25 protein-coding genes are annotated in these 24,913 nt (G+C 71.0%); 11 read left to right on the top strand and 14 right to left on the bottom strand.

The window, feature by feature from the left end; genetic code table 11:
- Positions 1 to 52: 52 nt before the first annotated feature.
- Positions 53 to 1,372 (bottom strand): 2-oxo acid dehydrogenase subunit E2, encoded by a 1,320-nt coding sequence (locus ACH9EU_RS06350; RefSeq protein ID WP_396413098.1) that lies wholly within the window; start codon positions 1,370 to 1,372, stop codon positions 53 to 55.
- Between the two features lie 29 nt (positions 1,373 to 1,401).
- Positions 1,402 to 3,615: an alpha-ketoacid dehydrogenase subunit alpha/beta gene (locus ACH9EU_RS06345; RefSeq protein ID WP_396413097.1), complete on the bottom strand. Its 2,214-nt coding sequence runs from the start codon at positions 3,613 to 3,615 to the stop codon at positions 1,402 to 1,404.
- Between the two features lie 158 nt (positions 3,616 to 3,773).
- Between ACH9EU_RS06345 and ACH9EU_RS06340 the strand changes: the two genes are divergently transcribed.
- A complete protein-coding gene (locus ACH9EU_RS06340; RefSeq protein WP_396413096.1) occupies positions 3,774 to 4,271 on the top strand; it encodes a maleylpyruvate isomerase N-terminal domain-containing protein in 498 nt (165 codons plus the stop codon).
- A gap of 88 nt (positions 4,272 to 4,359) precedes the next feature.
- Positions 4,360 to 5,412 carry a hypothetical protein gene (locus tag ACH9EU_RS06335; protein WP_396413095.1) on the top strand — a complete coding sequence of 351 codons (1,053 nt, stop codon included), beginning with the start codon at positions 4,360 to 4,362 and terminating at the stop codon, positions 5,410 to 5,412.
- Between the two features lie 124 nt (positions 5,413 to 5,536).
- On the opposite strand, the gene ACH9EU_RS06330 is transcribed toward ACH9EU_RS06335, so the two are convergent.
- A complete protein-coding gene (locus tag ACH9EU_RS06330; RefSeq protein WP_396413094.1) occupies positions 5,537 to 7,021 on the bottom strand; it encodes a PucR family transcriptional regulator in 1,485 nt (494 codons plus the stop codon).
- Between the two features lie 96 nt (positions 7,022 to 7,117).
- On the opposite strand from ACH9EU_RS06330, the gene ACH9EU_RS06325 reads away from it, so the two are divergent.
- From ACH9EU_RS06325 to ACH9EU_RS06305, 5 genes are read left to right on the top strand one after another with little or no spacing between them, the layout of a single operon-like run.
- Positions 7,118 to 7,861: a 5-oxoprolinase subunit PxpA gene (locus ACH9EU_RS06325; protein WP_396413093.1), complete on the top strand. Its 744-nt coding sequence runs from the start codon at positions 7,118 to 7,120 to the stop codon at positions 7,859 to 7,861.
- Positions 7,862 to 7,902: 41 nt separating this feature from the next.
- Positions 7,903 to 8,142, top strand: coding sequence for an acetyl-CoA carboxylase (locus ACH9EU_RS06320; RefSeq protein ID WP_396413092.1), 240 nt, complete (start codon positions 7,903 to 7,905; stop codon positions 8,140 to 8,142).
- A 3-nt stretch (positions 8,143 to 8,145) separates the two neighbouring features.
- Complete coding sequence (locus tag ACH9EU_RS06315; protein WP_396413091.1) at positions 8,146 to 9,510, top strand: ATP-binding protein; 1,365 nt, start codon at positions 8,146 to 8,148, stop codon at positions 9,508 to 9,510.
- Positions 9,507 to 10,415 carry a carboxyltransferase domain-containing protein gene (locus ACH9EU_RS06310; protein WP_396413090.1) on the top strand — a complete coding sequence of 303 codons (909 nt, stop codon included), beginning with the start codon at positions 9,507 to 9,509 and terminating at the stop codon, positions 10,413 to 10,415. The genes ACH9EU_RS06315 and ACH9EU_RS06310 overlap by 4 nt, the downstream gene beginning before the upstream one ends.
- Complete coding sequence (locus tag ACH9EU_RS06305; protein ID WP_396413089.1) at positions 10,399 to 11,364, top strand: 5-oxoprolinase/urea amidolyase family protein; 966 nt, start codon at positions 10,399 to 10,401, stop codon at positions 11,362 to 11,364. Before ACH9EU_RS06310 ends, ACH9EU_RS06305 begins: the two co-directional genes overlap by 17 nt.
- 87 nt (positions 11,365 to 11,451) lie before the next feature.
- On the opposite strand, the gene ACH9EU_RS06300 is transcribed toward ACH9EU_RS06305, so the two are convergent.
- The 7 genes from ACH9EU_RS06300 to ACH9EU_RS06270 all read right to left on the bottom strand — a co-directional run bounded on the left by ACH9EU_RS06300 (position 11,452) and on the right by ACH9EU_RS06270 (position 17,825).
- Entirely contained in the window at positions 11,452 to 12,552 is a 1,101-nt protein-coding gene (locus ACH9EU_RS06300; protein WP_396413088.1) for an oxidoreductase, read from the bottom strand.
- A gap of 166 nt (positions 12,553 to 12,718) precedes the next feature.
- Positions 12,719 to 13,009 (bottom strand): hypothetical protein, encoded by a 291-nt coding sequence (locus tag ACH9EU_RS06295; protein WP_396413087.1) that lies wholly within the window; start codon positions 13,007 to 13,009, stop codon positions 12,719 to 12,721.
- Positions 13,010 to 13,026: 17 nt separating this feature from the next.
- On the bottom strand, positions 13,027 to 13,779 hold the full coding sequence (locus ACH9EU_RS06290; RefSeq protein ID WP_396413086.1) for an SDR family NAD(P)-dependent oxidoreductase: 753 nt from the start codon (positions 13,777 to 13,779) through the stop codon (positions 13,027 to 13,029).
- A gap of 20 nt (positions 13,780 to 13,799) precedes the next feature.
- A complete protein-coding gene (locus tag ACH9EU_RS06285; RefSeq protein ID WP_396413085.1) occupies positions 13,800 to 14,579 on the bottom strand; it encodes an SDR family oxidoreductase in 780 nt (259 codons plus the stop codon).
- A complete protein-coding gene (locus tag ACH9EU_RS06280) occupies positions 14,576 to 15,913 on the bottom strand; it encodes an MFS transporter (RefSeq protein WP_396413084.1) in 1,338 nt (445 codons plus the stop codon). Before ACH9EU_RS06280 ends, ACH9EU_RS06285 begins: the two co-directional genes overlap by 4 nt.
- Positions 15,914 to 15,942: 29 nt before the next feature.
- Positions 15,943 to 16,830: a polysaccharide deacetylase family protein gene (locus ACH9EU_RS06275; RefSeq protein WP_396413083.1), complete on the bottom strand. Its 888-nt coding sequence runs from the start codon at positions 16,828 to 16,830 to the stop codon at positions 15,943 to 15,945.
- A 26-nt stretch (positions 16,831 to 16,856) separates the two neighbouring features.
- Positions 16,857 to 17,825 carry an asparaginase domain-containing protein gene (locus ACH9EU_RS06270; protein ID WP_396413082.1) on the bottom strand — a complete coding sequence of 323 codons (969 nt, stop codon included), beginning with the start codon at positions 17,823 to 17,825 and terminating at the stop codon, positions 16,857 to 16,859.
- Between the two features lie 173 nt (positions 17,826 to 17,998).
- Between ACH9EU_RS06270 and ACH9EU_RS06265 the strand changes: the two genes are divergently transcribed.
- The 3 genes from ACH9EU_RS06265 to ACH9EU_RS06255 all read left to right on the top strand — a co-directional run bounded on the left by ACH9EU_RS06265 (position 17,999) and on the right by ACH9EU_RS06255 (position 20,594).
- A complete protein-coding gene (locus ACH9EU_RS06265; protein WP_396413081.1) occupies positions 17,999 to 19,000 on the top strand; it encodes a substrate-binding domain-containing protein in 1,002 nt (333 codons plus the stop codon).
- A 185-nt stretch (positions 19,001 to 19,185) separates the two neighbouring features.
- Positions 19,186 to 20,106, top strand: a complete 921-nt coding sequence (locus ACH9EU_RS06260; RefSeq protein WP_396413080.1) for a hypothetical protein — start codon at positions 19,186 to 19,188, stop codon at positions 20,104 to 20,106.
- A gap of 245 nt (positions 20,107 to 20,351) precedes the next feature.
- Complete coding sequence (locus ACH9EU_RS06255) at positions 20,352 to 20,594, top strand: hypothetical protein (protein ID WP_396413079.1); 243 nt, start codon at positions 20,352 to 20,354, stop codon at positions 20,592 to 20,594.
- A 654-nt stretch (positions 20,595 to 21,248) separates the two neighbouring features.
- Here the strand turns inward: ACH9EU_RS06255 and ACH9EU_RS06250 are convergent.
- The 4 genes from ACH9EU_RS06250 to ACH9EU_RS06235 all read right to left on the bottom strand — a co-directional run bounded on the left by ACH9EU_RS06250 (position 21,249) and on the right by ACH9EU_RS06235 (position 23,045).
- Positions 21,249 to 21,674 carry an SRPBCC family protein gene (locus ACH9EU_RS06250; protein ID WP_396413078.1) on the bottom strand — a complete coding sequence of 142 codons (426 nt, stop codon included), beginning with the start codon at positions 21,672 to 21,674 and terminating at the stop codon, positions 21,249 to 21,251.
- 147 nt (positions 21,675 to 21,821) lie between these two features.
- Positions 21,822 to 22,094, bottom strand: coding sequence for a hypothetical protein (locus ACH9EU_RS06245; protein ID WP_396413077.1), 273 nt, complete (start codon positions 22,092 to 22,094; stop codon positions 21,822 to 21,824).
- A gap of 122 nt (positions 22,095 to 22,216) precedes the next feature.
- A complete protein-coding gene (locus ACH9EU_RS06240; protein ID WP_396413076.1) occupies positions 22,217 to 22,513 on the bottom strand; it encodes a hypothetical protein in 297 nt (98 codons plus the stop codon).
- Positions 22,514 to 22,757: 244 nt separating this feature from the next.
- Positions 22,758 to 23,045: a PIN domain-containing protein gene (locus ACH9EU_RS06235; protein WP_396413075.1), complete on the bottom strand. Its 288-nt coding sequence runs from the start codon at positions 23,043 to 23,045 to the stop codon at positions 22,758 to 22,760.
- A gap of 760 nt (positions 23,046 to 23,805) precedes the next feature.
- On the opposite strand from ACH9EU_RS06235, the gene ACH9EU_RS06230 reads away from it, so the two are divergent.
- Complete coding sequence (locus ACH9EU_RS06230; RefSeq protein ID WP_396413074.1) at positions 23,806 to 24,894, top strand: thermonuclease family protein; 1,089 nt, start codon at positions 23,806 to 23,808, stop codon at positions 24,892 to 24,894.
- Positions 24,895 to 24,913: the final 19 nt, after the last annotated feature.

The raw sequence follows: 24,913 nt of genomic DNA, 5'->3' as shown, positions 1-24,913 counted from the left end.
GCTGCCGCTCCGGGACGGGCCCGGCGCCGGAGCGTTGCGTGGTGCCTGCCGATCAGAGGAGGATGCTCACCGGGTCCTCGATGCGCCGCTTGAAGGCGGCCAGCAGGCGAGCGGCCACGGCGCCGTCGACGACCCGGTGGTCGGCCGAGAGCGTGCAGCTCATGACGGTCGCCACGGCCAGCTCCCCGTCGCGGACGACCGGACGCTGCTCTGCCGCGCCCACGGCCAGGATCCCCGCCTGCGGCGGGTTGAGAATGCCCGCGAATTCCCGGGTGCCGTACATGCCCAGGTTGGTGAGGCTGAAGCTCCCACCGTCCAGGTCCTGCTGGCGGATCCGGCCGGTGCGGGCCTGCTCCTTGAAGTCCGCGGTGAGCCGGCACACGGTGCCGATCGACAGATTCTCCAGGCCGCGCACCACCGGGGTGAGCAGTCCGTCGTCGGTGGCCATGGCCACCGACACGTCCACCGAGTGGTAGCGGCGGATGCTCTCCCCCTGCCAGGACGCGTTGGCCTCGGGCACGTCGGCCAGGGCCCCGGCGAGGGCCTTGAGCACGAGGTCGTTGACGGTCGCCTTCCGCCCGGAAGCGGCGAGCCCCTCGTTGACCTGCCGGCGAAGGGCCAGCAGCGCGTCCATCTCGACGTCGACGGAGACGTAGAAGTGGGGAACCGTCGTCTTCGACTCGGTCAGCCGGCGGGCGATGGCCCGGCGCATCCGGGACAGGGGCACGTCCTCGAACGCCCCTTCGCCCCGGGACCCACCCGGCCCAGCGGCCGCCTGGGGGCCCGCCCCGGTCCCCGCGGCGGCCGGGGCGGGCCCGGCCTCGGCAGGCTGCTGCCGGGCGGCGGCCTCGACGTCGCGGCGGAGGATCCGCCCGCGCGGCCCGGAGCCGCTCAGGCGCGTCACGTCGACGTCGAGGTCCTTGGCGAGCTTGCGCGCGAGGGGGGAGCTGAAGACCCGGGTCTGCTCGGGAGGACCCTCGGGCGGCTGCCCCTGGGTGCTGTCCGGGGCGGCATCGCGGGTGTCCCGATCGGTGGCCGGGGCCTCGGTGTCCTGCGGGACCGGCTGCTCCGCCGCGCTGTCCGTGGCCGTGCCGGAGGCCTCGAGCTCCCGGTCGATGGCCTTCTCGTCCTCGCCGGCGTCGACGAGCACGGCGATGGGCTCGCCGACCTCGACCGAGGTCCCCGGCTCGACGAGCAGCCGCCCGACCGTGCCGGAGGCCTCGGCCTGCAGCTCCACGGTGGCCTTCTCGGTCTCGATCTCGGCGATCGGCTGCCCGGTGGTGATGTCGTCCCCGACGGAGACGAGCCAGGCCTGCAGGGCCGCTTCGGTGGCGTCGGCGACGACGGCCGGCATGGTGATGATGGTGGCCATGATGGGATTCCGCCCTTCGGTGGTGCTGGTCAGGAGAGGCCGAGGTTGCGGGCGACCTCGTCGAGACCGGCCAGGACGTCGTCCAGGCCGGCGTTGGCGGCGCTCTCGAGGACGCGGGAGATGCTCGGGGCGGCCTCCCGTCCGGTGACGCGCTGGACCGGCTGGTCGAGGTGGTCGAAGAACCGGCGCTGGATCTCGTCGGCCAGCCATCCGCCGTAGGAGGTGCCGGGGGGACCCTGTTCGACGATGAGGACGCTGTTCGTCTTCCGGACGGAGGCGCCGACCGTGTCCCAGTCGAGGGAGGCCCGGTCGAGCCAGCGCAGGTCGACGACCTCGGCGTCCAGGTCCGGGCGCCGCTCGGCGGCCTGCAGGGACACGTCGACCATGTTCAGGTAGCTCAGCACCGTGACCCCGGTTCCGGTCCGTCGCACGGCCGCGTGCCCGACGGGCAGCCGGTAGTCGAGGTCGCCGTCGGGGACCTCGCCCTTGGTCCCGTACAGGTCGACGTGCTCGAGCACCAGGACGGGATCCTGCAGGTCCAGAGCGGAGTTCATCAGCCCGATGTAGTCGCGCGGGGTGGAGGGCGCCACGATGCGCCACCCGGGGTTCGTGGCGAACACACCGGCCGGGTCCATGGAGTGCTGGGAGCCGTAGCCGGCCCCCATGGCGACCTTGGAGCGCAGCACCACGGGCATCCCGGACCGGCCGCCGAACATGTGCCGCGCCTTGCCGATCTGGTTGAAGACCTGATCGGCGGCCACCCACAGGAAGTCCGAGTACATGAACTCGATGACCGGCCGATAGCGGCCGGTCATGGACATCCCCCCGCCGAGGCCGGCGAAGGCGTTCTCACTGATCGGTGTGCCCAGCACCCGGTCGGGATAGGCGTCCTTGAGACCGCGGGTGGCGCCGTTCGTGCCCCCCTTGAGCCGGTGCACGTCCTCGCCGAGGACGACGACACCGCGGTCCGTGGCCATGCGGTGGCCGAGGACGTCGGCGATCGCGTCCACGAATCGACGTTGCGAGGAGGCGGGCTCGGCGTCGTCGGCGAGAATCTGCCCGGCAACGGTCGGCTCCGCCCGGATGCCCTCGTCCACCGTGGCCGGGTCGGGCCACAGGTCCGGGCGGATGCGGCGTCCACCCGTGGTGCTGTCCGGGTCCTCCTCGGCGATCCGGTCGACGATCCGGCCGACCTCCCCGGTGATCCGCTCGCGCAGGTCCTCCAGCTGCTCGTCCGTCAGGAGGTCGCGGCGGATCATCTCCCCCGCGACCTTGCGCAGCGGGTCACGGTCGCGCCACTGCTGCTCCTCCTCCTTGGTGCGGTAGCCGAAGGCGCTGCCGGGGAAGGGCCCGTTCTGGTGGAAGTACCGGTAGGTCTCGGCCTCGATGAGCGTGGCACCCCGGCCGGCGCGCATGTGTTCGACCGCCTCGCGCTGGGCCAGGTAGACGGCCAGCGGGTCCATGCCGTCCACGCGCCAGGAACGGATGCCGAAACCTGGCCCGCGCGCGGCCAGACGGGGTTCCCCGGTCACCTCGTCGACCCGGGTCGACACGGCGTAGAGGTTGTTCTCGATGAAGAAGCACAGGGGCAGGTGCCAGGCGGCGGCCAGGTTGAACGTCTCGAGGGTCGAGCCGATGTTGGAGGCACCGTCCCCGAAGTAGGTCACCGTGACGCCCATGTCCTGGTCGTTCCGGCCCTCGGCGGCCTCCGCGTCGTGCCGTTGGGCCCAGGCGTTTCCCGCGGCGAGCGGCACACCGCCGCCCACGATCGCGTTGGTGCCCAGCGCCCCGGCCTCCAGCCACTGCAGGTGCATGGAGCCGCCACGCCCGCCGCTGAAACCGGCCTGGAGGCCGAGGATCTCGGACATCGTGCGGTGCACGAACTCCACCAGCTGGTCGTCCTTGACGCCGTCGACGACCGTCATGCCGTCCGGGCGCAGGTAGGACAGGCCCTTGGCCAGGAACTGGTGGTGACCACGGTGCGTGCCGTTGACGCCGTCCGCGCCGCGGAGAGCCAGGATGGATCCCACCGCCGCGCCCTCCTGCCCGATGCTGGAGTGGGCCGGGCCGTGGACGAGACCCTCTCCCGCCAGCTGGAGAACCACCTCCTCGAAGACGCGGACCGTGTGCAGCTGCACGAGCATCGTTTCCAGGAGCTCCGGCGCGGCGTCGTCCCAATCCTGCTGGGACGTGCGCAGCTCGGTGCAGTCGGTCGAGTAGGTCAAGGACGTGCTCGTGGACATGGAGCCTCCCGCGGCGCTCTGGCGTCATGGATCGTACGTGGCGCACTTCACATTACCGACCGATTGGATCCAATGCAATGCGTCCTGGCGGCCAAACACCGGGACCCCGCATGAGTCTGGATCCATTGTCGGCGCTGTGAAGAGGAGTGGTAGTCGGGATGGCGTCAGCTGCGGCGGCGCGGAGGTCCACTTCGACCACTCGGCGCATCGTCGACGCGCTGAGCCGGCGGGCCGCGCCCGGGGATCCGGGACCGGGAGCCCGGATCCGCCAGGAACAGCTTGTCCAGGAGTTCCGCCCGGCCCTCCGCCGGTCGGGGCAGCACTGCGCACCCTCGCGTCCCGCGGAGTCGTCACACTCCATACCTCGGCGGGGGATGGGGGCCACTCGTGAACTTCACCCAGTGCCGGGAAACCCCCTCGAGGTGCCGCTGCGGCCGCTGCCCGCACCTGACAGGAACCTCCCCACTCCGGCGGAAGGATGGTCGGTGCGCCACCAGGTGGCCCATCTGACGTGGACGGACCGGACCGCGCTCAGCGCGATCGAGGACCCGGCAACCTTCGCGGCGCTGCGGGAGGTTCGCCGTCGAGCCCGACGTCGTCGACCGCGTCGCCAGCACGAGCGCGCAGCCCGAAACATGGTGCTCACCAGGAGTTGAACCTGGTCTCGGCCACGGGCAGCGCGGACAATGAGGAGCATCAGACCCCGTCGTCGGGTGCTCCCGACGGGAAACACGAGGCAGCAACATGGCCCCGAGGTCGCACGCCGACGGCTCTTCGTCATCATGGATCGCCTCGGGACTGGCCCTGGGCACCCTGGTCGTCCTGACGACACTGATCCTTCTGTACCTGAAGGGCTACCAGTCCTCGACGAGCACCGTCGACCAGGGCCGGCGAGCCCTCGTCGCGGTCACGTCCGAGGGCAGTGGTCAGGAATACGAGTTGCATGTCCACCAGGACGTCGACACAGAAGGTCAGCTCAGGATGGTGTTCTACTTCACATCACTGTGGGGCACCTCCGTCAGCTGGGCGGAGGAGCCCCGTGTCGACTACGAGATCACATTCGCGGGGGATCCGTCCCTCGGCGGCGTCACGTGCGGCCCGAACGAGAGCTTGTTGCAGACTGCGTCGTTCGAGGCGCTGTCCCCTGGAGCACGCGCGAGCCTCCTGCTCGACGCGGCGGGCGGCCGGCGCTCCGCCCTCAACTACGACGGCACGGCCGAGGATCTTCCCCGGGCTGCGCTGACGTCCGATACCTATTTCCAGGCGTTCGGGACGATGTGGCTGTCCTCCGGCGAAGCCCGGCACACGTCTCGCGACGAGGGCGCCGACGGATATGTGTGGGCCGAGGAGTGCCGTGTTCCCGAGGAGGCCGTCTGGCACCATGCGGAGGGCGAGACGCCGGTCACCGCCGACCGGAAGACCCTCATTGTCCCTCAGGTCAGCTGGACGTCCATCGGCGAGCGGACCGACCACCACCGGCACCTGCGGTCGTTCCTTCGCGTCGACCGGCCCGAGGGTGTCGAACTGGTGGAAGCCTATCCGCAGCCTGTGACCCATGACAGCCACTGGACCTACGAGACCATGGGGCTCTGGAACAACGAACTGGGAGACGTCGACAATGTCGGCTACACCGACCTGCCGGTCTACATCCTCCAGCAGCGGGAGCTCGAGGAGCAGCGAGACGTGGAGCTGATGTTCGTCGGCGCCGGCATGGGCGTCGTCGCCACTCTCGCCGCCTACCTCGCGTCGCGGGTGATCGGGCTCCTTCGATCATCGCTCCGGCGCCCGACGGCGTAGCAGAGCGCGATCCTTCACGCAGACCCGCGCTCTCAATCGTCCACAGTCCTCCGACCCCTGGTCCCGGAGGACGAAGCCCGACGACCGGCAGGTGCGTGATCGAGGTCGCGCCGCTCGGGGACTCTCACGCCCTGGCCAGCCGCAGCGCCACCGACAGGGCCGCGAGGGTGTCCCCGTCCGCCAGGTCCCACCCGGTGAGGGCCTCGATGCGCTGCAGTCGCGTCGTGAGGGTGTTGCGGTGCACGCCCAGGGCCGCGGCGGCCGCCGCGCGCCGGCCCGCGTGCCGCACCACGGTCTCCAGGGTGGTCAGGAGCGCCGACGATGGATCGCTGCGCCGCAGGCGGTCCAGGAGTTCGCGGGCGAGGTCCTGGGCGCCGATCGGAGCGGAGCGGGCGACCAGGTCCAGCAGGGTCCGGTCGCCCGCCCGCACGAGCGTCTCGGCCGAACGGGCTTCGGCCAGGGCCACGGGCACCGACGACGCCAGCCGGTGCGGCCTGGCGGCCACCGCGGTCATCGCGCCGCCGATCCGGCCGTGGTCCCCGATCGCGCGCACGCGCTCGAAGAGCACGTCCACCTGATCGGGCCGCTCCAGCGCCGCGCCCTGAACGACCAGCACGTGCACGCCGGTGCGCTCCGCCTGCCGCACACCGCAACCGAGGGACTCGAGTACGCTGCGCACGCGCCACAGCTGGAAGTGCCGCGCCCGGCGCCTCTCGGACGCGACGGCGGGGGCCGAGGTCGGGTCGCTCAGGTCCAGGCACAGCGCCAGCGCGGGTGAATCCGGGTCGAGCCCGGCCGCCGCCACCGCGCCGGCCACGGCCGCGGCCCCCGAGCCCGAGCCCGAGGCCAGGAGGGCGTCGACGAAGGGCTGAGCGGCACCGGACGACGACGACGCCCCGCCCAGCGCCTGGGAGACGTGCATGGCGATGACCGCCGCGGCGGGGCCGGCGATGTCCCGGCCGCTCGGCGAGGGCACCACGAGGAAGCACTGCCCCGCGAGGTCGCCCGGCAGGGGCAGCCGGCGCGCCGTGCTGCGGTCCGCCGCCGGGCCGTGCCAGTTCCGGGACGAGAACAGGGGCGAGCCGGCCTCGTCGGTCAGCGCCACGGGCCCACCGGTGGCGGTCTCGATGTGGTCGAGCAACGCGGTGACGTCCACCCCCTCGGCGGCGAGCCGGGCGCACGAGTCGGCGAGATCCCACGTCCGCTGCGCCGTGTGGAACCGCTCGGTCTCCAGGGTGGACTCGACGTGGCGCAGCAGCAGGAGCGTGGGCACGTCGGAGACCAGTTCGAGCAGGGGCACGTCGTGATCGGTGGCCGCCTCGACGAGGCCCGGCGGCACCTCGCGGTGCGCATCACCGGTGCTGAAGACGATCCCGGCCACCGACACGTGGGCCAATCGTTCCACGTAGGCGTCCCAGGTCCGCGGGTCCTTGAAGTTGAGTCCCATCCCCGTGGTGAGCACCAGGGAGTTGGTGGTCAGGTACGCGGAGGGATCCAGCAGCTCGGTGGGCGCGCACCACGCCAGCGACCGGCCCAGCCGCTCCGAGGAGGTGGGTGTGTGCAGGACGAGGTGCAGCACCGGGTCGGTCAGCAGGTCGCGCAGATCCATGGGTCCCCCATCTTTTGTGCACTCCGCCCTGGAATTTACTCCAACCAGGGCGTTACGCCCATTCCAGGAGCCCGGCGCCACACCTAGCCTGTGACCATGGCCACAGAACAGACCCGCCCCACCGTCAACTCCGACATGGGCGAGGGCATCGGCCTGCACCGCTTCGGCAACGACCCCGAACTGATGCAGATCGTGGACCTCGCCAACGTCGCGTGCGGCTTCCACGCCGGCGATCCCGACATCATGTCCGAGACCGTGGCGTCCGCCGCGGCCCACGGCGTGCGGGTCGGCGCCCACCCCTCCCTCCCGGACCAGTGGGGATTCGGCCGCCGCCCCATGGTGCTCACACCCGAGGAGGTCGAGTCCCTGGTCCGCTACCAGGTCGGCGCCCTGACCGGCTTCCTGGCCCGGCACCGGGCCGAGCTGCACCACATCAAGCCGCACGGCTCGCTGTACGGCATGGTCGCCCGGGACCCCGCCCTCATGGAGTCCGTGGCCGCCGTCGCCCGGGACTACGGCGTCTCCGTGCTCGGGATGGCCGGGACCGCCCACGAGGCCGTCTGCGCCGACCGGGATGTGCCTTTCGTCGCCGAGCTCTACGTCGACCTGAACTACAACGCGCAGGGCGGGCTGATCATCGAGCGCACACCGCGCAGCACCGACCCCCGAGCGGCCGCGGAGCGCGTGACGCAGGCCCTGGCCTCGGGCACCGTGTGCGCGGAGGACGGCACCGAGCTGCCGATGCGCTTCGACTCCGTGTGCGTGCACTCCGACGCCCCCGGCGCCCCGGCGGTGGCCCGCGCCGTGCGTGAGGCCCTCGAGTCCGCCCCGGTCCGCTGACGCAACCACCTCTCACCACCACATCACCGAAAGGACCACCCATGGCCGAGATCCAGTCCCCCTTGCCCGGCGTCTTCTACCGCAGGCCCGGCCCCGACAAGGACCCGTACGTCCAGGAGGGCGACCGCGTCGAGACCGGCCAGGTCATCGGCATGGTCGAGATCATGAAGCAGTTCACCGAGATCCACACGGACGCCTCCGGGACCCTCGAGAGCTTCGCCGTGGAGGACTCCGCCATGGTCAGCCCCGGGGACACCATCGCCGTCGTCGTCGAGGGCTGAACCATGACGATCTCCACACTCCTCGTCGCCAACCGGGGTGAGATCGCCGTCCGCATCCTGCGTTCCGCCCGGGACATGGGCATCCGCACCGTGCTTGCCGTCAGCGAGATCGACCAGCGGTCGATGGCGGCCGACCTCGCGGACGCCGTCGCCGTCGTCGGTCCCGCCCCCGCACAGGCCTCCTACCTCAACGCCGCCGCCCTCGTCGCCGCGGGGCGGGAGCACGGCTGCGACGCCGTCCACCCGGGCTACGGGTTCCTCTCCGAGAACGCAGCCTTCGCACGGGCCGTGCAGGAGGCCGGGATGACCTGGGTGGGACCCTCCCCCGACGTCATCGACCTGATGGGGCACAAGACCCGCGCCCTGGAGGCCGCGATCGCCGCCGGCGTCCCCGTCCTCCCCGGCTCGAACGGTCCGCTCACGGACAACGACGGCGAGGTCCTCGCCCTTGCGCGGACCGTCGGCTACCCGCTCGTCATCAAGGCCTCGGCCGGGGGCGGCGGGCGCGGCATCCGGCTGGTCCGTGCGGAGGAGGACCTGCTGAAGACCGTCGACGTCGCCCGCGCGGAGGCCTCCGCGAGCTTCGGCGACCCGACCGTCTACCTCGAGCGCTTCGTCGAGCGCGCCCGGCACGTGGAGGTGCAGGTGCTCGGCGACGGGGAGACGTTCCTGCACCTGGGCGACCGCGACTGCTCCCTGCAGCGCCGTTCGCAGAAGATCGTGGAGGAGGCCCCGGCGCCCGACCTTCCGGACGCGGTCCGCGAGCGCATCCGGGACTCCGCCGTGAACCTGGCCCGCCTCTGCCGGTACACGGGCGTGGGCACGGTCGAGTACCTCTACGATCCCGCCCGCCAGGAGGCGGCGTTCATCGAGATGAACACCCGCCTGCAGGTGGAGCACCCCGTCACCGAGTTCGTCACGGGCGTCGACCTGGTCGCGGAGCAGCTGCGCGTCGCCTCGACCGGGCGCACGCAGCTGCGGCAGGAGGACGTCGTGTTCGACGGCCACTCCGTCGAGTGCCGGATCAACGCCGAGGACCCGGACCGCGGTTTCCTGCCCAGTCCGGGCACCCTGACCCGGCTCGACTGGCCGCAGGACGAGAGCTGCCGGGTGGACGCCGGGGTGCGCGCCGGGGACACCGTGGCCCCCTTCTACGACTCCCTGCTGGCGAAGCTGATCGTGCACGGGGCAACGCGCGAGGAAGCCGTGCGGCGGATGGCCGACGCGCTGGCGGCCACCCACATCGAGGGCATCAAGACCACGGTGCCCCTGCTGGCGCGGCTGGTCACCGACCCGACGTTCACCCACGTCCGGCACTGGACCACCTACATCGAGACCGAACTGCAGAGCACCGGGAGCGCCTCATGACGGAGATCCTCAACGCCCCCGCCGCCCGGTACACCTGGGGCGGCGACGAGTTCCTGTTCGTCGAGTTCGACGAGGCCATGGACCTCAAGGCCAACTACCTGGCGACCACGGTCGCCCAGGGCCTCACCGCCCTGGAGCTGGACGGGATCGTGGACGTGTGCCCCGCCAACGCGTCCCTCCTGGTGCGGTTCGACCCCGACGCCCTCGACGCCGGGGAGCTGGAACGCCGCACCCGGGAGCTCGAGGAGCAGGCGCGGGAGTCCACGCAGCACACGGTGCGGACCCGGATCATCGAAGTGCCGGTCTGGTACCAGGACCCGTACACCGCCGAGGTGGTCCAGCGCTTCCGCGAGGGCTACCACCAGGACCCCGGCGGCTCCGACCTCGACTACGCCGCGAAGGTCAACGGACTCGACGACGCCGCCGAGTTCATCCGCCGCCACCACGGATCCCCGTGGCTGGTGTCCATGGTCGGGTTCGTGGCGGGGCTGCCGTTCATGTACCAGCTCGTCCCACGGGAGCGGCAGCTCCAGGTGCCCAAGTACCTCAGTCCCCGCACGGACACCCCGCCCCTGACGGTCGGCCACGGCGGGTGCTTCGCCTGCATCTACTCCGTGCGAGGCGCGGGCGGCTACCAGATGTTCGGGGTCGCGGCCGCGCCCATCTACGAGCCGGAGCAGACCCTGCCCGACTTCCAGGACTTCCTCATCCTGTTCCGCCCCGGGGACATCGTGAAGTTCCGGCCCGTCGAGGAGGCCGAGTACCGGGCGATCCAGGAGCAGGTCGAGGCGGGCACCTGGCGGTACAAGCAGGCGCCCGTGACCTTCGACGTCGAAGCCGCGCTCGCCGACCCCGACACCTACAACCGCACCCTTCTGGAGGCCCTCGATGGCGCTGAGAATTGAGCAGCCCGGGCTGCTGACCACCGTCCAGGACCAGGGACGGATCGGCTATTACAACGTGGGCATCCCGCAGGGCGGGGCCATGGACCAGGAGTCGGCGCAGGCCGCGAACGCCCTGGTCGGCAACCCGGCCGACCGTGCCGTGCTGGAGTGCACATATGTGGGCCCGCAGTTCACCGTGGACGCCCCGACCACGATCGCCGTCACCGGTGCCGAGGTGTCCGTGCTGGTCAACGGCCAGGAACGCCCGGGCTGGACCCGCCTGGAGCTCGCCGAGGGCGACGCCGTGAAGTTCGGCGTGATCAAGGGCGGCGCCCGGTTCTACCTGGCGGTGCGCGGCGGGATCGACGTGCCGGCCGTCCTCGGCTCCCGCTCCACCTACGCCATCGGGCGGCTCGGCGGGGTGAACGGGCGGAAGCTGGAGACCGGCGACGTCGTGCCCGTGGGCGCACCGGCCGGGGAGCTTCCGTCCGCCGCGGAGCTGCCCGAGCACCTCCGGCCGGCCCTCGGCGGGCCGCAGGAGCTGCGAATGGTGTGGGGTCTCTACGACCACCTGCTGACCGACGAGGGCAGGCGCCGCCTGGTGGAGGAGGAGTGGAAGCTCACCCCCGTGGCCGACCGCATGGGCCTGCGGTACCAGGGCCCCGGAGTCGAGTGGATCGAGCGTGAGCAGCCCTTCGGGGCGGGCTCGGACCCGTCCAACATCGTCGACGCCGGATACGCCGTGGGCTCCATCCAGATCCCCGGCGGGACCCAGCCGATCGTGCTGCACCGCGACGCCGTCTCCGGCGGCGGCTACGCCATGGTCGGCACCGTGATCTCCGCGGACATGGACCTGCTGGCCCGCGCCACTCCCGGCACGGTCACCCGGTTCCGGGCGGTGACTCTCGAGGAGGCCCACGAGGCCCGGCGGGAGCGGGCGCGCAGGCTCCAGGAGATCTCGGCGCTGTGAGCGCCTCCTGAGCTCCCACGACGAGGGGCGGTGCCGTGTTCCGGCACCGCCCCTCGCGTTGTCCCGTTGAGCGCTACCCGATGAGCGCTAGGAGAGCTCCAGCTCCCAGTCCTTGACGTCGGCGACGGGGTCGAAGAGGCTCGCGTCCAGGTCGGCCAGCTCCTGGCCCTCGCGGACCCGCCGCGGCCAGTCCCGGTTGGCCAGGGCGGCCTTGCCCAGGGCGACGACGTCGGCGGCGCCGTCGGCGAGCATGGACACCGCGGTCTCGGGGTCGTCCAGGTGGCCGTTGGCGATCACGGGCAGGCCCGAGTGCTTCTTGGCCAGGGCGGCCAGGGACGGCCCGCCCTCCTCGAAGGCCGGGGCGTAGGCCCGGTACTCGGTGGTGTGCACGAAGTCGACGCCGGTGGCGGCCAGGGTGGAGAAGATGGTCCCCGCCTCCTCCTCCCCGCCGGCCCACTTGTGGTCGTGGTCGCTGACCTTGGCCTGGGAGATCCGGATCCCAACGGCCGTCTCCGGGCCCACGGCCTCGCGCACCGCCCGGGCGACCTCGGCCGGGAACCGCACCCGGTTCTGCGCCGACCCGCCGTACTCGTCGGTGCGGCGGTTGAGGTAGTCGGTGAGGAACTGGTCCAGCAGGTAACCGTTGGCGCCGTGGATCTCCACGCCGTCGAACCCGGCCTGCTGCGCGCGCAGGGCCGCGGCGACGAAGTCGTCACGGACCTCGTCCATCTGCTCCCGGGTGATCTCCTCCGGGACCGGGTACGGGCCCTCACCGCGGTAGAAGCCCAGCTGCTCGCCCTTCGGGGCCACCGCCGAGGGGCCGACCGTGGCCCCGACGTAGCGGTTGCCCTGCGCCTGGGCGCCGGCGTGCATGAGCTGGGCGAAGATCTTCGCCCCGTTCGCGTGGACGGCCTCCACCACCGGGGCCCAGGCCCGGGCCTGCTCGTCCGTGGCGATGCCGGGCTGGTACAGGTAGCCCTGGCCGTGAGCGGTGTCCGGGTAGATCCCCTCGGTGATGAGCAGTCCGAAGCCGCCGCGGGCGTAGCCCTCGTAGTAGGACACCATCCGGTCGGTGACCAGGCCCTCCTCCGTGGCGCTGATCCGGGTCATCGGCGCCAGGGCGACGCGATTCTCCAGCTGGACGGGGCCGATGGTCAGGGGCGACCAGAGCGGGGCGGAATTCGTCACGACGATCTCCTTCACGTTGTCTTGGTGGTGGGCCGCGACCGGTGACGGCGCGGCCTGTGATCAGAAGGGCAAACGATTGTGCGGGTCCAGGCATTCCCCGGGACCGGGCGGCGCCCGCGCCCCTCCGCAGAGGAACACGGGCGCCGTCGTCGTTCACCCGGGCCTGCTACCGGAGCAGCGAGTCCACAAGGTGGGCGCCGGAGGCGTCCTCCGGCACCGAGCCGCGGTCCAGCAGGCCGCGTTCGACCATGGCGGCCAGCAGATGCTCCAGATCCGGCAGCACCTGCTGCGCCCCGGTTCGCGAGCGCAGCACCCACTGGTCCCCGAACACGGTCACGGTCGCCCGGTGGCCTGCGCGCCGCTGCAGCTCTTTGCGGACCGCCGGTTTGAGACCGTGGGCGTTGAGGTGCGCGGTGGCGGCCGAGACCGCACGACCGCCGGGGCATCCTGCGCACATGGGGACTCCTCTCCCGCCTACGGCATCACGTCGCCGCTGTTGGGTCCCAGGGTCTGCCCGGTGTAGAGGTCCCCACCGGGTGAAGAGGCCAGCAGCAGCGCCGTCGGGGCCACCTCGTGGGCCTCGCCGAAGCGCCCGATGGGCAGCTCCGCCTGCTTGGCGGCCTTCCACTCCTCGGACAGTCCCTCGATGAGCGGCGTCGTGATGGGTCCGGGTGCGATCGCGTTGACCAGGATCCCGTGCTCGGCGAGCTCCAGAGCCATGGCCTTCGTCATGCCGATCACCCCGGCCTTGGCCGCGACGTAGTGCGTCAGGCCCGTCCCGCCCTTGATGCCGAGCTGGGAGGCGATGTTGATGATCCGTCCACCCCCGCGTTCCACCATGTGGGGAGCGGCCCAGCGTCCGGCCAGGAACACGCCCTTGAGGTCGACCGCGAGGGTCCGGTCGAACGTCGTCTCGTCCATCTCCAGCAACGGGGTCTCGTCCAGGATGCCGGCGGCACTGACCAGGATGTCGATGCCGCCGAACTCCTGGGCGACCGCGTCCATGGCCTGCCGCACAGCGTCGCCGTCGGTGACGTCCACGCCGTGCGCCGCTGCGCGGACGCCGGAGGCCCAGCACTCCTCGGCCACCGACGTGGCCAGCGCCTCGTCACGGTCCAGCACGGCGACGTCGGCGCCCTCCCGGGCGAAGAGCGTGGCGATGGCGGCGCCGATGCCACTGCCGCCACCGGTGATGACGGCGACCTTTCCGTTCAGTTGCTTGTCCATGTCGGACTCCTCTCGGTGGTTCAGCTGGGCCAGCGGACGGTGAGGCCGCCGTCGACGATGAGCTGCTGCCCGGTGACGTAGGCGGAGTCGTCGCTGGTGAGGAAGCGGATGGTGCGGGCGGCCTCGTCGACGTGGCCGACCCGGCCCCACGGGATGATGGAGCCCGCGGCGTCGAGGCCCTCCCGGCCCAGGGAGTTCACCGAGTCCAGCGACTGCGGGCTCTCGATGAGGCCCGGGATGACCGTGTTCACGCGGATCTTCCGGGGGGCCAGCTCCACGGCCAGGGAGCGGCACAGACCGATCAGTCCGGACTTCGCGGCAGCGTAGTGGCTGTGGTCCTCCCAGCCGTAGACCCCGCCGGCGATCGAGGAGGTGGCCACCATGGCCCCGCCCTCGGTCATCCGGGAGCTGCAGGAGCGGAAGACGCGCAGCACCCCGGAGAGGTCCACGGCCATCATGTCGTCCCACGCCTCGTCCGTCATGTCGGCCAGCGAGGCGCGGCGCAGGATCCCTGCGGCCGCCACCGAGATGTCCAGGCGGCCGAACTCGTCGAGCGCGGCCTGGGCGAGCTTCTCGGTGTCCTCGAAGCTGCGCACGTCCATGGGCACGGCCGCGCACCGGCCGCCGGCGGACTCCACGGCGCGCACGGTGTCCGTGGCGTCGTGGGGATCCGACGGCAGATAGCCGACGACGCTGTGGGCCCCGGCCCGGGCGTAGGCCACGGCCAACGCCCGGCCGATCCCGCTGCCGCCACCGGAGATGACGGCGACCTTTCCCTCGAGTCCGTCGTCGCGCATCATGCGATCACCGTCGTCTTCTTCCCGGCGTCCCGGATGGTGCGGGTGCCGGCCATGCACAGCGCCGAGACGAAGAGTCCGCCGGTGCCCGCAACGATCGCGGCCCACTGCATTTCCACGTCGAGGAACAGGAGCAGACTGAGCACGCCGGAGCCGGCGATGCCGCCCAGCGGTGCCATCACGTGGGCCACGTTCGCGCCCATGCCGCGCACGTGGGCCGGGAAGGACTCGCCCATGTAGAACAGCAGGGCCGCGTAGGGGCCGGTCAGGAAGAACAGCGTCATCGCGTACATGGGGAAGATGAACAGGGGCGTTCCCGGGCCCAGGAGCATGGCCAGGCTCACGAATCCGCCGGCCAGCCAGCCCAGGACGACGGCGCGCTTGCGGGTGATGCGGTCGCCGAGCCAGCCGTGGAAGACGTAGCCGATGAAGCCCACGGCGTTGGCCAGCACCAGCACGATGAGCGCGTTCTCGAACGTGACGGCCTTGGCCTCGACCAGCACCGTGGTGCCGAGCACGCCGAAGACCTGGATGGCGAACCAGTTGAAGAACCAGGCGAGAGCCAGCAGGGTGGTGTGCTTGCGCAGCTCCGGGGTGAAGACGTCCTTGACGCCGGTCTTGTGGTGGCTGCCCTCCTCGAGGTCGTGCTCGGCGGCCAGCTGGTGGGCGCCCTCGATGTCCCCGGCCGCACGGCGCCGCTGCACTTCCTGGATAGCCGCGAAGGTGGGGGACTCGGGCAGACGCGACGCGAGCAGTGCCACGAGCAGGGCCATGGCAGCGGCGACGACGAAGCTCCAGCGCCAGCCGATGACCGGCAGGAGCAGGGCCGAGAGGCCGGCCGCGACCAGCGCGCCCACGGGCCAGCCGCCCTGGACGAGCGAGTACATCAGGCCGCGGTTCTTGGCCTCCTTGTACATCTCGTTGAGGTAGACCGCGTTGACGACCTCCTCGGACATCGAGAACCCGGAGAACGAACGGATGATGATCAGGCTCACCGCGCCGGCGGCGAGACCCGTGAAGCCGGCCGCCGCGGCCCCGCCCAGCATGAGGATCACGAGGGCGTTCTTCCGGCCCATGCGGTCGATGATCGTACCCACGGCAAGGGCGACGATGAAGATGCCGACGTGCGCGATGGTGTTGACCGCGGTGGCCTCCGCGGCCGTCCAGCCGAAGTCCGCCGCGATCACGGGGAGCAGCGTGCCGAACAGGGTGAAGTCGTAGACGGAGACGACCCAGGCGATGAAGCAGACGATGGAGACCTTGCGCACCATCTGCGGGGTGACTTTGACGTTCCAGGGCTCGACGGCTGTCGTCGAGTCAGAAGGGTTGGGAGACATGATGGCTGTTCCTTTGCACCGGAGAGGGGTCAGGCGGAGTTGCGCGGGTTGCGGGCGGCGAAGTCGCGGGCGACGTCCTCCATGAAGGCGAACTCCACGCCGTCGTGGCCCTGGATGTGGTCGAAGAGGCGCTCCAGCATGAGCAGGTTCTGCGGACGGCCGGAGACGTCAGGGTGGATCGTGAGGGGGTAGACCCCGTAGTCCATCTCCCGGTAGACCCAGTCGAACTGGTCCTTCCACAGCTGCTCGATGTCCCGCGGGCTCACGAAGCCGTGGCTGTTGGGGCTGGACTTGATGAACATCATCGGCGGGAGGTCGTCGAGGTACCACGAGGCGGGGATCTCGATCAGGTCGGTCTCCTCGCCCCGGACCAGCGGCTTCATCCACTCCTGGGCGGACTTCGCGTCGTAGTCGATCTTGGTCCAGGAGTCGCCCACCCGGACGTAGTACGGGGTGTGGTCGTCGTGCATCAGGGAGTGGTCGTAGAGGAAGCCACGCTCGAGCAGGATCTCGTTGGTCACCGACGAGAACTCCCACCACGGGGCCACGTATCCCACGGGCTTCTTGCCTGCACGCCGCTCGATGAGGTCGGTGCAGTAGTCGAGGATCTCGGTCTCCTGCTGCCGGGTCATGGCGATGGGGTTCTCGTGGCTGTACCCGTGGACGCCGATCTCGTGGCCGGCGGCGACGGTCGCGTCGAACTGCTCGGGGAACGTCTCGATCGAGTGGCCCGGCCAGAACCAAGTCACCGGCATCTCGCGCCGCTGGGCGAGCTGGAGCAGCCGGGGCACGCCGACCTCACCGGCGAAGAGACCGCGGGAGATGTCCCCCGGGGAGTCCTCGCCGCCGTAGGACCCCAGCCAGCCGCCGACGGCGTCGACATCGATGCCGACGGACACGTAGATCTTCTTGGACATGATTCCTCCTTGGATAGCGGTGTGTTCTAGACGTGGTTCCGGAAGACCTCGGGCATGTCGCCGCTCGACGTGCCGAGGGAGATCAGGAGCGCCGCGAGGATGCGGGCCTGCAAGGGGTTGAGATCGCCAGAGGGGACGGCCCCTGCCTCGACGAGGTCGGTGCCCCCGCCATTGCCGTAGATGGGGACGACCGGGCCCCAGGGGACCCTGGAGCTGAGGACCACCGTGCAGCCCGCCCCGGTGGCCTCGGCGACGGCCTCGGCGAATCCCGGTCCCGCGTTGCCCACTCCGGACCCGGCGAGGACGACAGCATCGACGCCGGACCGCACGGCGAAGTCCAGCAGGTCGCGCGTCGCCCCGGGGTAGGCCGTGACGATCTCGACACGTGTGGTGTCGAAGGCCTCCGGCGGCAGCGGCAGGGGCTCTCGCCGGGCGGGCCGGGCGGTGAGGACCAGCTGGGACCCGGCCATGTGGGCGACCTCCACGCCGCCGTCGAACGGGCTGCTGGCCGTGGTGTGGGCCTTGCGCGTGCCTCGGGCGGAGCGGACGGTGCCGTCGAAGGACACCAGCACCCCGGTGCCGCGCAACCGCTCGTCGGCCGCCGCCAGCACCGCTTCGCGCACATTGCGCGGGCCGTCCGGGTCCGGGCTGTCCGCCGGCTTCTGCGCCCCGGTGAGGACGACGGTGCGTTCCGAGTCGTGCACGAGCTCCAGCAGGAACGCGGTTTCCTCGAGGGTGTCGGTCCCGTGGGTGACGACGACGCCGTCGTTCCTCGCATCGTGCAGGGCTTCCCGTGTGCCGACGGCGATGCGGCGCAGGTCGGCGAGACTCAACCGGTAGCTGCCCGTCGTGAGGAGATCCCGCGCCGACACGCTGAGGTTCCCGTACCCGGCCTCGAGGAGGTCGGCCGCCGTGTCGGTGGCCACCGCCCCCTTGGCCCCGTTGCCGCGGGACGCAATGGTCCCCCCGGTGCCGAGCAGTTGGATGTGCGCCACGTCCCCGTCCTTCCCATGCCGCCCCGAGGGCCCAACAGTCCATGCAAACGTGTGCCGCAATCGTTTGCGTAATGTGTTGGGTATGAGCCTAAGGGGGTTCTACAGTGATGTGCAACACCTCCGGGAGATTTCGTTCGTCATGACTGCGGAGGCGCGGAGGAGGAACACGGACCATGGGCACACGCACATCGATCACACTGAAGGCCCTTGCCGCGGAGCTGGGGCTGAACGCCTCCACCGTGTCCCGCGTACTCAACGACCCCGAGGGCCTCAACTCCAAATGGGCCTCGGAGGAGACGAAGGAGCGGATCTTCGAGCTGGCGAAGGAGCGCGGCTACCGGCGGAATCCTTACGCGGCCTCGCTGCGGACCGCCAAGTCGCACCTCATCGGGGTCATCGTTCCCCGGCTGCAGGACTACGTGCTGGCCACGATGTACGAGGGCGCCGACGAGGCCGCCACCGAGCACGGATATTTCACCGTCGTCTCCAACTCGCTGGACCGGGCCGATGCCCACCGCGCCAAGGCGGAGAAACTGCTGGATCGGCGGGCCGACGGCCTGATCTTCGGCGACGCCTTATTCGATGATCCGTACCTCGCCGAGCTCGCCGAGCGTGGCGTGCCGTTCGCCCTCATGAACCGGCGCTCACCGCCGCACCGCTCCGTGACCTGCGACGACTACGCCGGTGGGCGGATGGTCGCCGAACACCTCGTCGCCTCGGGGCGGCGCACCTTCGGGCTCATCGCCGGCAACCCACGGGCGTCGACGTCGAAGGACCGCAGCGCCGGCTTCCTCGACGCCCTGGCGGAGCACGGGATCACCCTCGACGAGGCCCGGATCCTCACCGGCGGCTTCGACGCGCCGGCAGGGACCTTGGCCGCCGAAAAGCTGCTCGCGCAGGGGCCGCTGCCCGACGCCGTGTTCGCGGTGAACGACTTCGCGGCCATCGGGGCCCTGGGCGTGTTCACCCGCCGCGGGGTGCGCACACCGGACGACACGGCCCTCGTGGGATTCAACGACACGCCGCTGGCCGAAAGCATCGGCCTGACGACCGTGCGCTCCCCCGTGCACCGGATCGGCCGGCAGGCCCTGGAGCTCATGCTGGACATCCTGGCGGGGAAGGACGTGGAGAGCCGCCAGCTGCCTCCCGAACTGGTGGTACGCACCAGCTCCTGAACGGGCGACCCACAGGCCGTCACGCTGCCCGCGGCCGACGGACCCGCCGGTCAGCGGAAACGGCAGCCGCCCCGCTCCCGCACGCACGGGCGCAGGTTTCGTCATTGTGACTCCCCAGAAGTTGCGCCTGCATGGACTTAAGTTAAGTTTGCGGAAGCATCCCCGAGCGAACTTTGGACGGCACCGTGAACTTCATTGCACCCCCCAACTGGCCCCAGCCCCCTGCCGGGTGGACCCCTCCTCCCGGGTGGTCGCCCGACCCGGCCTGGGGTCCGGCCCCCGAGGGGTGGCAGTTCTGGGCGGACGACGACGACGCCGACGTCGCCGCGGCCGACCCCGCCACCCGTCCCATGCCGGCCGCCTCGTCCGACCGACTTCCGGACAGCGGGCCTCGTGACGACGACGGGAGCGGCCGCGGCCTCGGACCTGCGCTGTCGGGCGCCTGGTCGCGCGCCCGCAGACCCTTCACCCGGCGAGCGGAACCGGGCGGGGAGACCGCCGAGGACACCGTCCCATCCGGGGCGGGGCCGAGGTCGCGCACGTCCCGGCGCGTCGCGGCGGCCGTGGCCGCCGTCGCCCTGTTCGCGGGAGGCATCGGCATCGGCGCCGCGGCGTCGGACCCGACCGCCAGCGACGAGTACGTCTCCCTGGCCTCCGACAAGTCGGACGTCGACGCGGACTACGTGTCGCTCCAGGAGGACTACGACGAGATGTCCTCCGGACTCGAGGAGCGGCACTCGGAGCTCCAGGAGCGCGAGGACGAAGTCTCGGCGGCCGAGAAGGCGCTGGGAGAGCGCGAGGGCAAGGTCGAGGAGGCCGAGGCCGCCGTGAAGAAGCGTGAGGAGGCCGTCTCCGGCGCCGAGCGGAAGAAGGCCGAGAACACCATCCGGGAGGGGACGTGGACCGTGGGCGTGGACATCGCCCCGGGCACCTACCGTTCCACCTCCGACGTCGGCTCCCGCTGCTACTGGGCGATCCTCGCCACCGGCACCAACGGGGACGACATCATCACCAACGACATCCCCGGTGGCGGTCGGCCGAGTGTCACCATCGCCGAGGGCCAGGACTTCGAGACCAAGCGCTGCGGCACCTGGGACCTCCAGTGATCTGAACGGACGCCGCGGGGCGCCACGCGGCCGGAACGCTGCCGGCCGGCGCCCCGCCACCCCGCGCAGGCTTCCCGCACGACGACCACGAGGCGCCCGGCGCTCCGGACACCTCCACCACCGCACCGCGGGCCGACTCGACGCCCACGGCCTCCGGCTCCGTCGGTTCATGGACCGAGACCTCGTCCACCACGATCGAGACCGCTGTCGAGGACTGCGGTCTCATCGACAGCTCCGGAGTGTCGGTGGGTGACGAAGGGCGGAGCGTCACCATCCAGACGACCGGCGAGGACAGCTCCTACAGCGCCGATGTCTTCGAGATGATGTGCGTCCTCCAGGGACTGGGCGTCTCCGACAGCATCGTCTCCCGCATGGACAGCACCCGCGCCCTGGACGGACGCCAGACGGGGTCCTGGGGCGTGTTCGACGCGTCGTGGGGCTACCACCCCGACGACGGGATGAACCTCGTCGTCGAGGAGGTGGAGTGACCGTGCCCGGGACGACTGCGCGACCCACGGCATCCCGTGGGCGGAGACGGCCCAGCGGCTGGAACGGCTGTGCGCCGGCCTGCCCGTCGTCGCGCACAACGCCTCCTTCGACCGGTTCGCCAGCGGGTCCTCGGCGGCCCGCCCCGCGGGCCCGCGGCAGGTGCCCGCGTCGGTGTTCCGGGCCCGGGGAGACCGCCCCACCAGCGGGGCGTCCCCGGCCGACCCATCGGTGCCGGCGCCCACGTCCCCGGAGGGGGAGGTCGTCGTGATCACCGGCGAGCTGACCCTCGGCGAGCGCGTCCGGGCGGGCCAGCGCATCGCCGTGTTGGGGGGAGCCGGAGCTGCGGGAGTTCCTCGGGCGGGCCGAGTCCGGCGAAGCCGCCGAGGACCCCGAACGGCCCGGGGGCCCTCGGCCAGGACGGACCTGGACGGGGCGTGCCGCAACTTCTTCCATTCGGCGGCGGGCCGGTGCAAGGGGCTCCGGGTCGAAGCGCCACCGTTCAAGTCGAAGCGGTCCCGGCAGTCGGCCCGCTTCACTGCTGATGCCCAGTCCGAGGTCACTGGGGCGGCGCACGGGGTCAGCAGCGGCGCTGAGCACGGCCGCGGGCTTCACGTCCTCCCTGTCTCACATCAGGTTCGTGGCCGGCCGACGGCCTACGTCTCGGATTCGATGAGCTCCTTCATCCGCCGCAGGCTGGCCTCCACCGCGCTCGGATCCATCGTGGCGTCCATGGCGGGGATGTTCAGGTGTATCGTCACGGTCGTCCGCCCCTTGCCCGCAGGCTCGACCACTATGCGGGAGTGCACCTCGAGCGGTCCGTTCGGGGTGGCTTCGTGGATGATCACGCCCATCGACCGCCCGACTTCGAACTCTACGACCTCCATCGTTCCTTCTACGGGCTGGCCGGTCCTGGTGTGACGTCGTCGAAAGCGCGTGCCCACGCCGACCGGGCCGTCGGTGAGCTGCCGGAGCTGCATGTACGGGTCCCATCGGGGGTGGTTGCGCAGATGGTCGACGGCGACGAAGTCGAAGACGACATCGGGAGGCCTGTCGATAACGGTGGAGATGGATTGCTTCATCGCGCTCTCCCGGGCGGTCGGGACGGTTCCTGTGGACTATTCATCTTCGCCCCGCCGGCGTCAACACTCACGCGTACCGGTTCGGCAGGCATCCGCGTCGGCACCGGCAACCTTCCGCCCCCCCTCTCTGACACGGCGCCTCAGGGGTCAGGCGGTCCAGCCGAGAACCAGGTCCCCGAACAGCATGACGGCGAACCACGTCGCGGCGGCCACGACGGGCACGAGCAGCACCAGGTACGACCGGCGCCGCACCAGCCACACCCCGGCCACCGTGAGCACCACCCACCAGACGGCCAGCAGCACCACAGCCGTCGGGGGAGCCAGCAGGCCGCTGACCAGGTACAGGTAACCGGCCACGAGCTGGGCCAGGACCGCGATCACCACGGCCACCGTGAACCGCGATCGATTCCCGGTCATCATGCCCGAACGGTGCACGGCCGGGGCACGTGCGCGCAAGAGGCGACGCGCACGCTCCGAGCATCCGGCGGGGTCTCCACGATGGGCAACCCGACCGCCGGGATGCTGAGGTCCATCGCGGCCGGCTAGAGCTCGCGGTCGTCCACGACGTCGAGGTCGCGGAACGTGGGCTCCCCGTCCATGAGTTCGGTCAGCTTCTTGGCGTACTCCTGGGTCTGCGGGAGCTCGGAGTTCTCCATGGCGGACTCGTAGGAGTCGAAGAAGACGATGTCGCAGTAGCGGTTGGGGTCATTGCGGTCCCTCGTCGACAGGGCGCGGCGAGCGGTTCGATTCCCCTCTGAGACCCGCTCCCACTCCGCGTACACCTCGGCCACCTCATCCGGCCTCGAGGTGGTGTATTCGATCAGCTGGACAAAGGCCATGGCGCACGCTCCTCTGGAGAAAACCGCTTCCGGACCCCCAGTCTAGATCCGGCTGGTCGAACCTTCGGGTGGATGACGATCATGGTCGCCGCGAGTGGGACGAGGCCATCCGAGACGCTCCTGCGCGGATCGGCAGCGGGCCGCGAGCAGGAGCGGCCCGTCGTCGTCGCTCGGGAACCCGGAAGCCGGCCGCCCAGGACAGGCCGGCGCCGGCCGGTATCGCACTTCCGGATTCACCCCGCCGTCACCGCTCGTCCACCTGCACCAATTGGCCCAGGTGTTTGAAATCTGCCGCGTTGCGAGTGACCAGGGTGAGTCCATGCACCATGGCCGTCGCGGCGAGCATCCTGTCGATGACATTTCTGCGGTGTGACTCACCCGCCCTGACCGCCTGTTCCACCACCACACCGAAGGCCAGGGCACATCGGTCGTCGTAGGGAATGCCGGCACCGAAAGTGGCCCTGGTTCTCGCCAGTTCAACTTCTCTGAGAGCCTTCTTCGCCGGAACCGACTCGGCAGCCGCTACACCCATGTGCATCTCCGACAGAGACAATGCTCTGCCGGTCCTCCGCCAGTTCCTTGCCCCATCCGGTGCTCTCCGGAGACGGGGTCATCCCCCGGTACACCTGTTCCGCGGTGACCGCCCGAGGCTGCTCACTGGACAACGCCCGGAGGGCTGCCTCCCCCAGCGCGGACGGAACAGAGGGGAGTGACGCTGTGACGGATCTCGGCAGCACGACGTACCCCGCCGTCATGCCAGCCACTCCCGCTCGCCGACGGCGAACGGCACCCTCGGCGAGAACACGTGGTGCCTTGGGGCTGTGCGCACGGCGCTGGAGGCTGCGTCGTTTCACCTGACCGCGTTCTCCGCTCATAGCGGCCGATCCCTTCGTTCGTTGCTCGTGGAAGTCGACAGCGCTGTCGTCTTCCATCTCGAGGGTAGAGACACCGAGTGGGACAAGCTAGGGCAGCTCCGGCCGACCCATCGCACGGCACCGAGCACGTCGTGAGGACCGAAGACCACCAAGAGCAGAGCCAGCGGAGCCTCCGACCGGGGCTCCAGATCCTGCGACGCCGTCGGGCGGTGCGCACGGACGTTCGAAGAGCGCGAGGTGGTGCTGATTCTGCCGAGTCACCATCACTGCGTGGTCGCCGACCCAGACGTCCTGACACCAGTGGTTCCTGGTGTTCAGCGTGAACACGCCCGCCGACCCGATCGGACCGTGGTCGATGGTGATTGCATGTGCACAGATAAGCTGGAGAAGACCTGACGATCTCCTGACAGGACCACCATGATGCCTCCCCCGGCCTCCCTCCGTCTCGGTGCCTCCGCGCTCGTCCTCCTGCTCCTGACCGGCTGCGCCGGAACGGAAGCCGCCAGCGGCGACACGTCGTCGAGCGCCTCCCCGGCCGGGGCCGGCGGTGCCTCCGCCGCGGCGCAGCTGCGCGGCGAGCGCGCCGTGGTGGAGCGGGTGGTCGACGGCGACACCGTCGACGTCCGGGTCGACGGTGAGGTGGTGCGCGTACGGCTGCTCAACATCGACACCCCCGAGACGAAGGACCCGAACGAGATCGTCCAGTGCCTCGGCCCGGAGGCCACCGCCCTGCTCGAGGAGCTCCTGCCGGCCGGCACCGAGGTCGGCCTCGAGTACGACCAGGAACGCACCGACTCCTACGACCGGACCCTGGCCGGGGTGTTCCTGGTGGACGGCATGCTGGTCAACGCCGAGATCGCCCGCCAGGGCCTGGGCACACCGATGTACATCGCCCCGAACGACCGCTTCCTGCCGCCCGTCGAGGAGGCGTTCGCCGAGGCCGAGCAGCAGCAGGTCGGTCTGCTCGACCCCGGCCACGGCTGCACGATCCCGGCGCAGGTGCAGCAGGCGACGAGCGCGCTCGCCGAGGCCGCCCCGGCGGACCTCGACGATGCGGCCGGTGAGGTCGCGGCCGCCCTCGCGTTCCTGGCGGCACTCGACGCCGTCGACGGCGACGCGCACCCGCACGTGCGTCACCTGCTCGGGATGCCCTCGATCGAGGGCGGGGTCTCGGGCGTCCGGAAGGACGTCTCCGCTCTCCAGGAGCGTGCCGCGGAACGGCGTCGCGCGGCGGAGGCCGAGGCGGCGCGTCAGGCCGAGGCAGCCCGCCAGGCCGAACTGGCACGCCAGGCGGAAGCGGCCCGGCAGGCCGCGGACGACGCCGCACGCCGAGCAGCCGTGCCCGCACCCGCACCGGCGCCCGCGCCGGCACCCGCGCCGGCACCCGCGCCGAACCCGGGGGCAAACATCGTCAACGAGGCTCCTCCCGGCTACTACGCCGAGATCCCCGGCTACACCGGACCCCGTTGCTACGCCCCGGGCGGGAAGTTCTACAAGCCCTGCTGACCGACCTCCACGGCGGCGC

The sequence above is a fragment of the Kocuria rhizosphaerae genome (genome assembly GCF_044462265.1).
In the GTDB taxonomy this organism is placed as follows: Bacteria; Actinomycetota; Actinomycetes; order Actinomycetales; family Micrococcaceae; genus Kocuria; species Kocuria rhizosphaerae.
The sequence above is the reverse complement of the archived record's forward strand: the minus strand, read 5'-3'. Positions and strand labels throughout refer to the sequence as shown.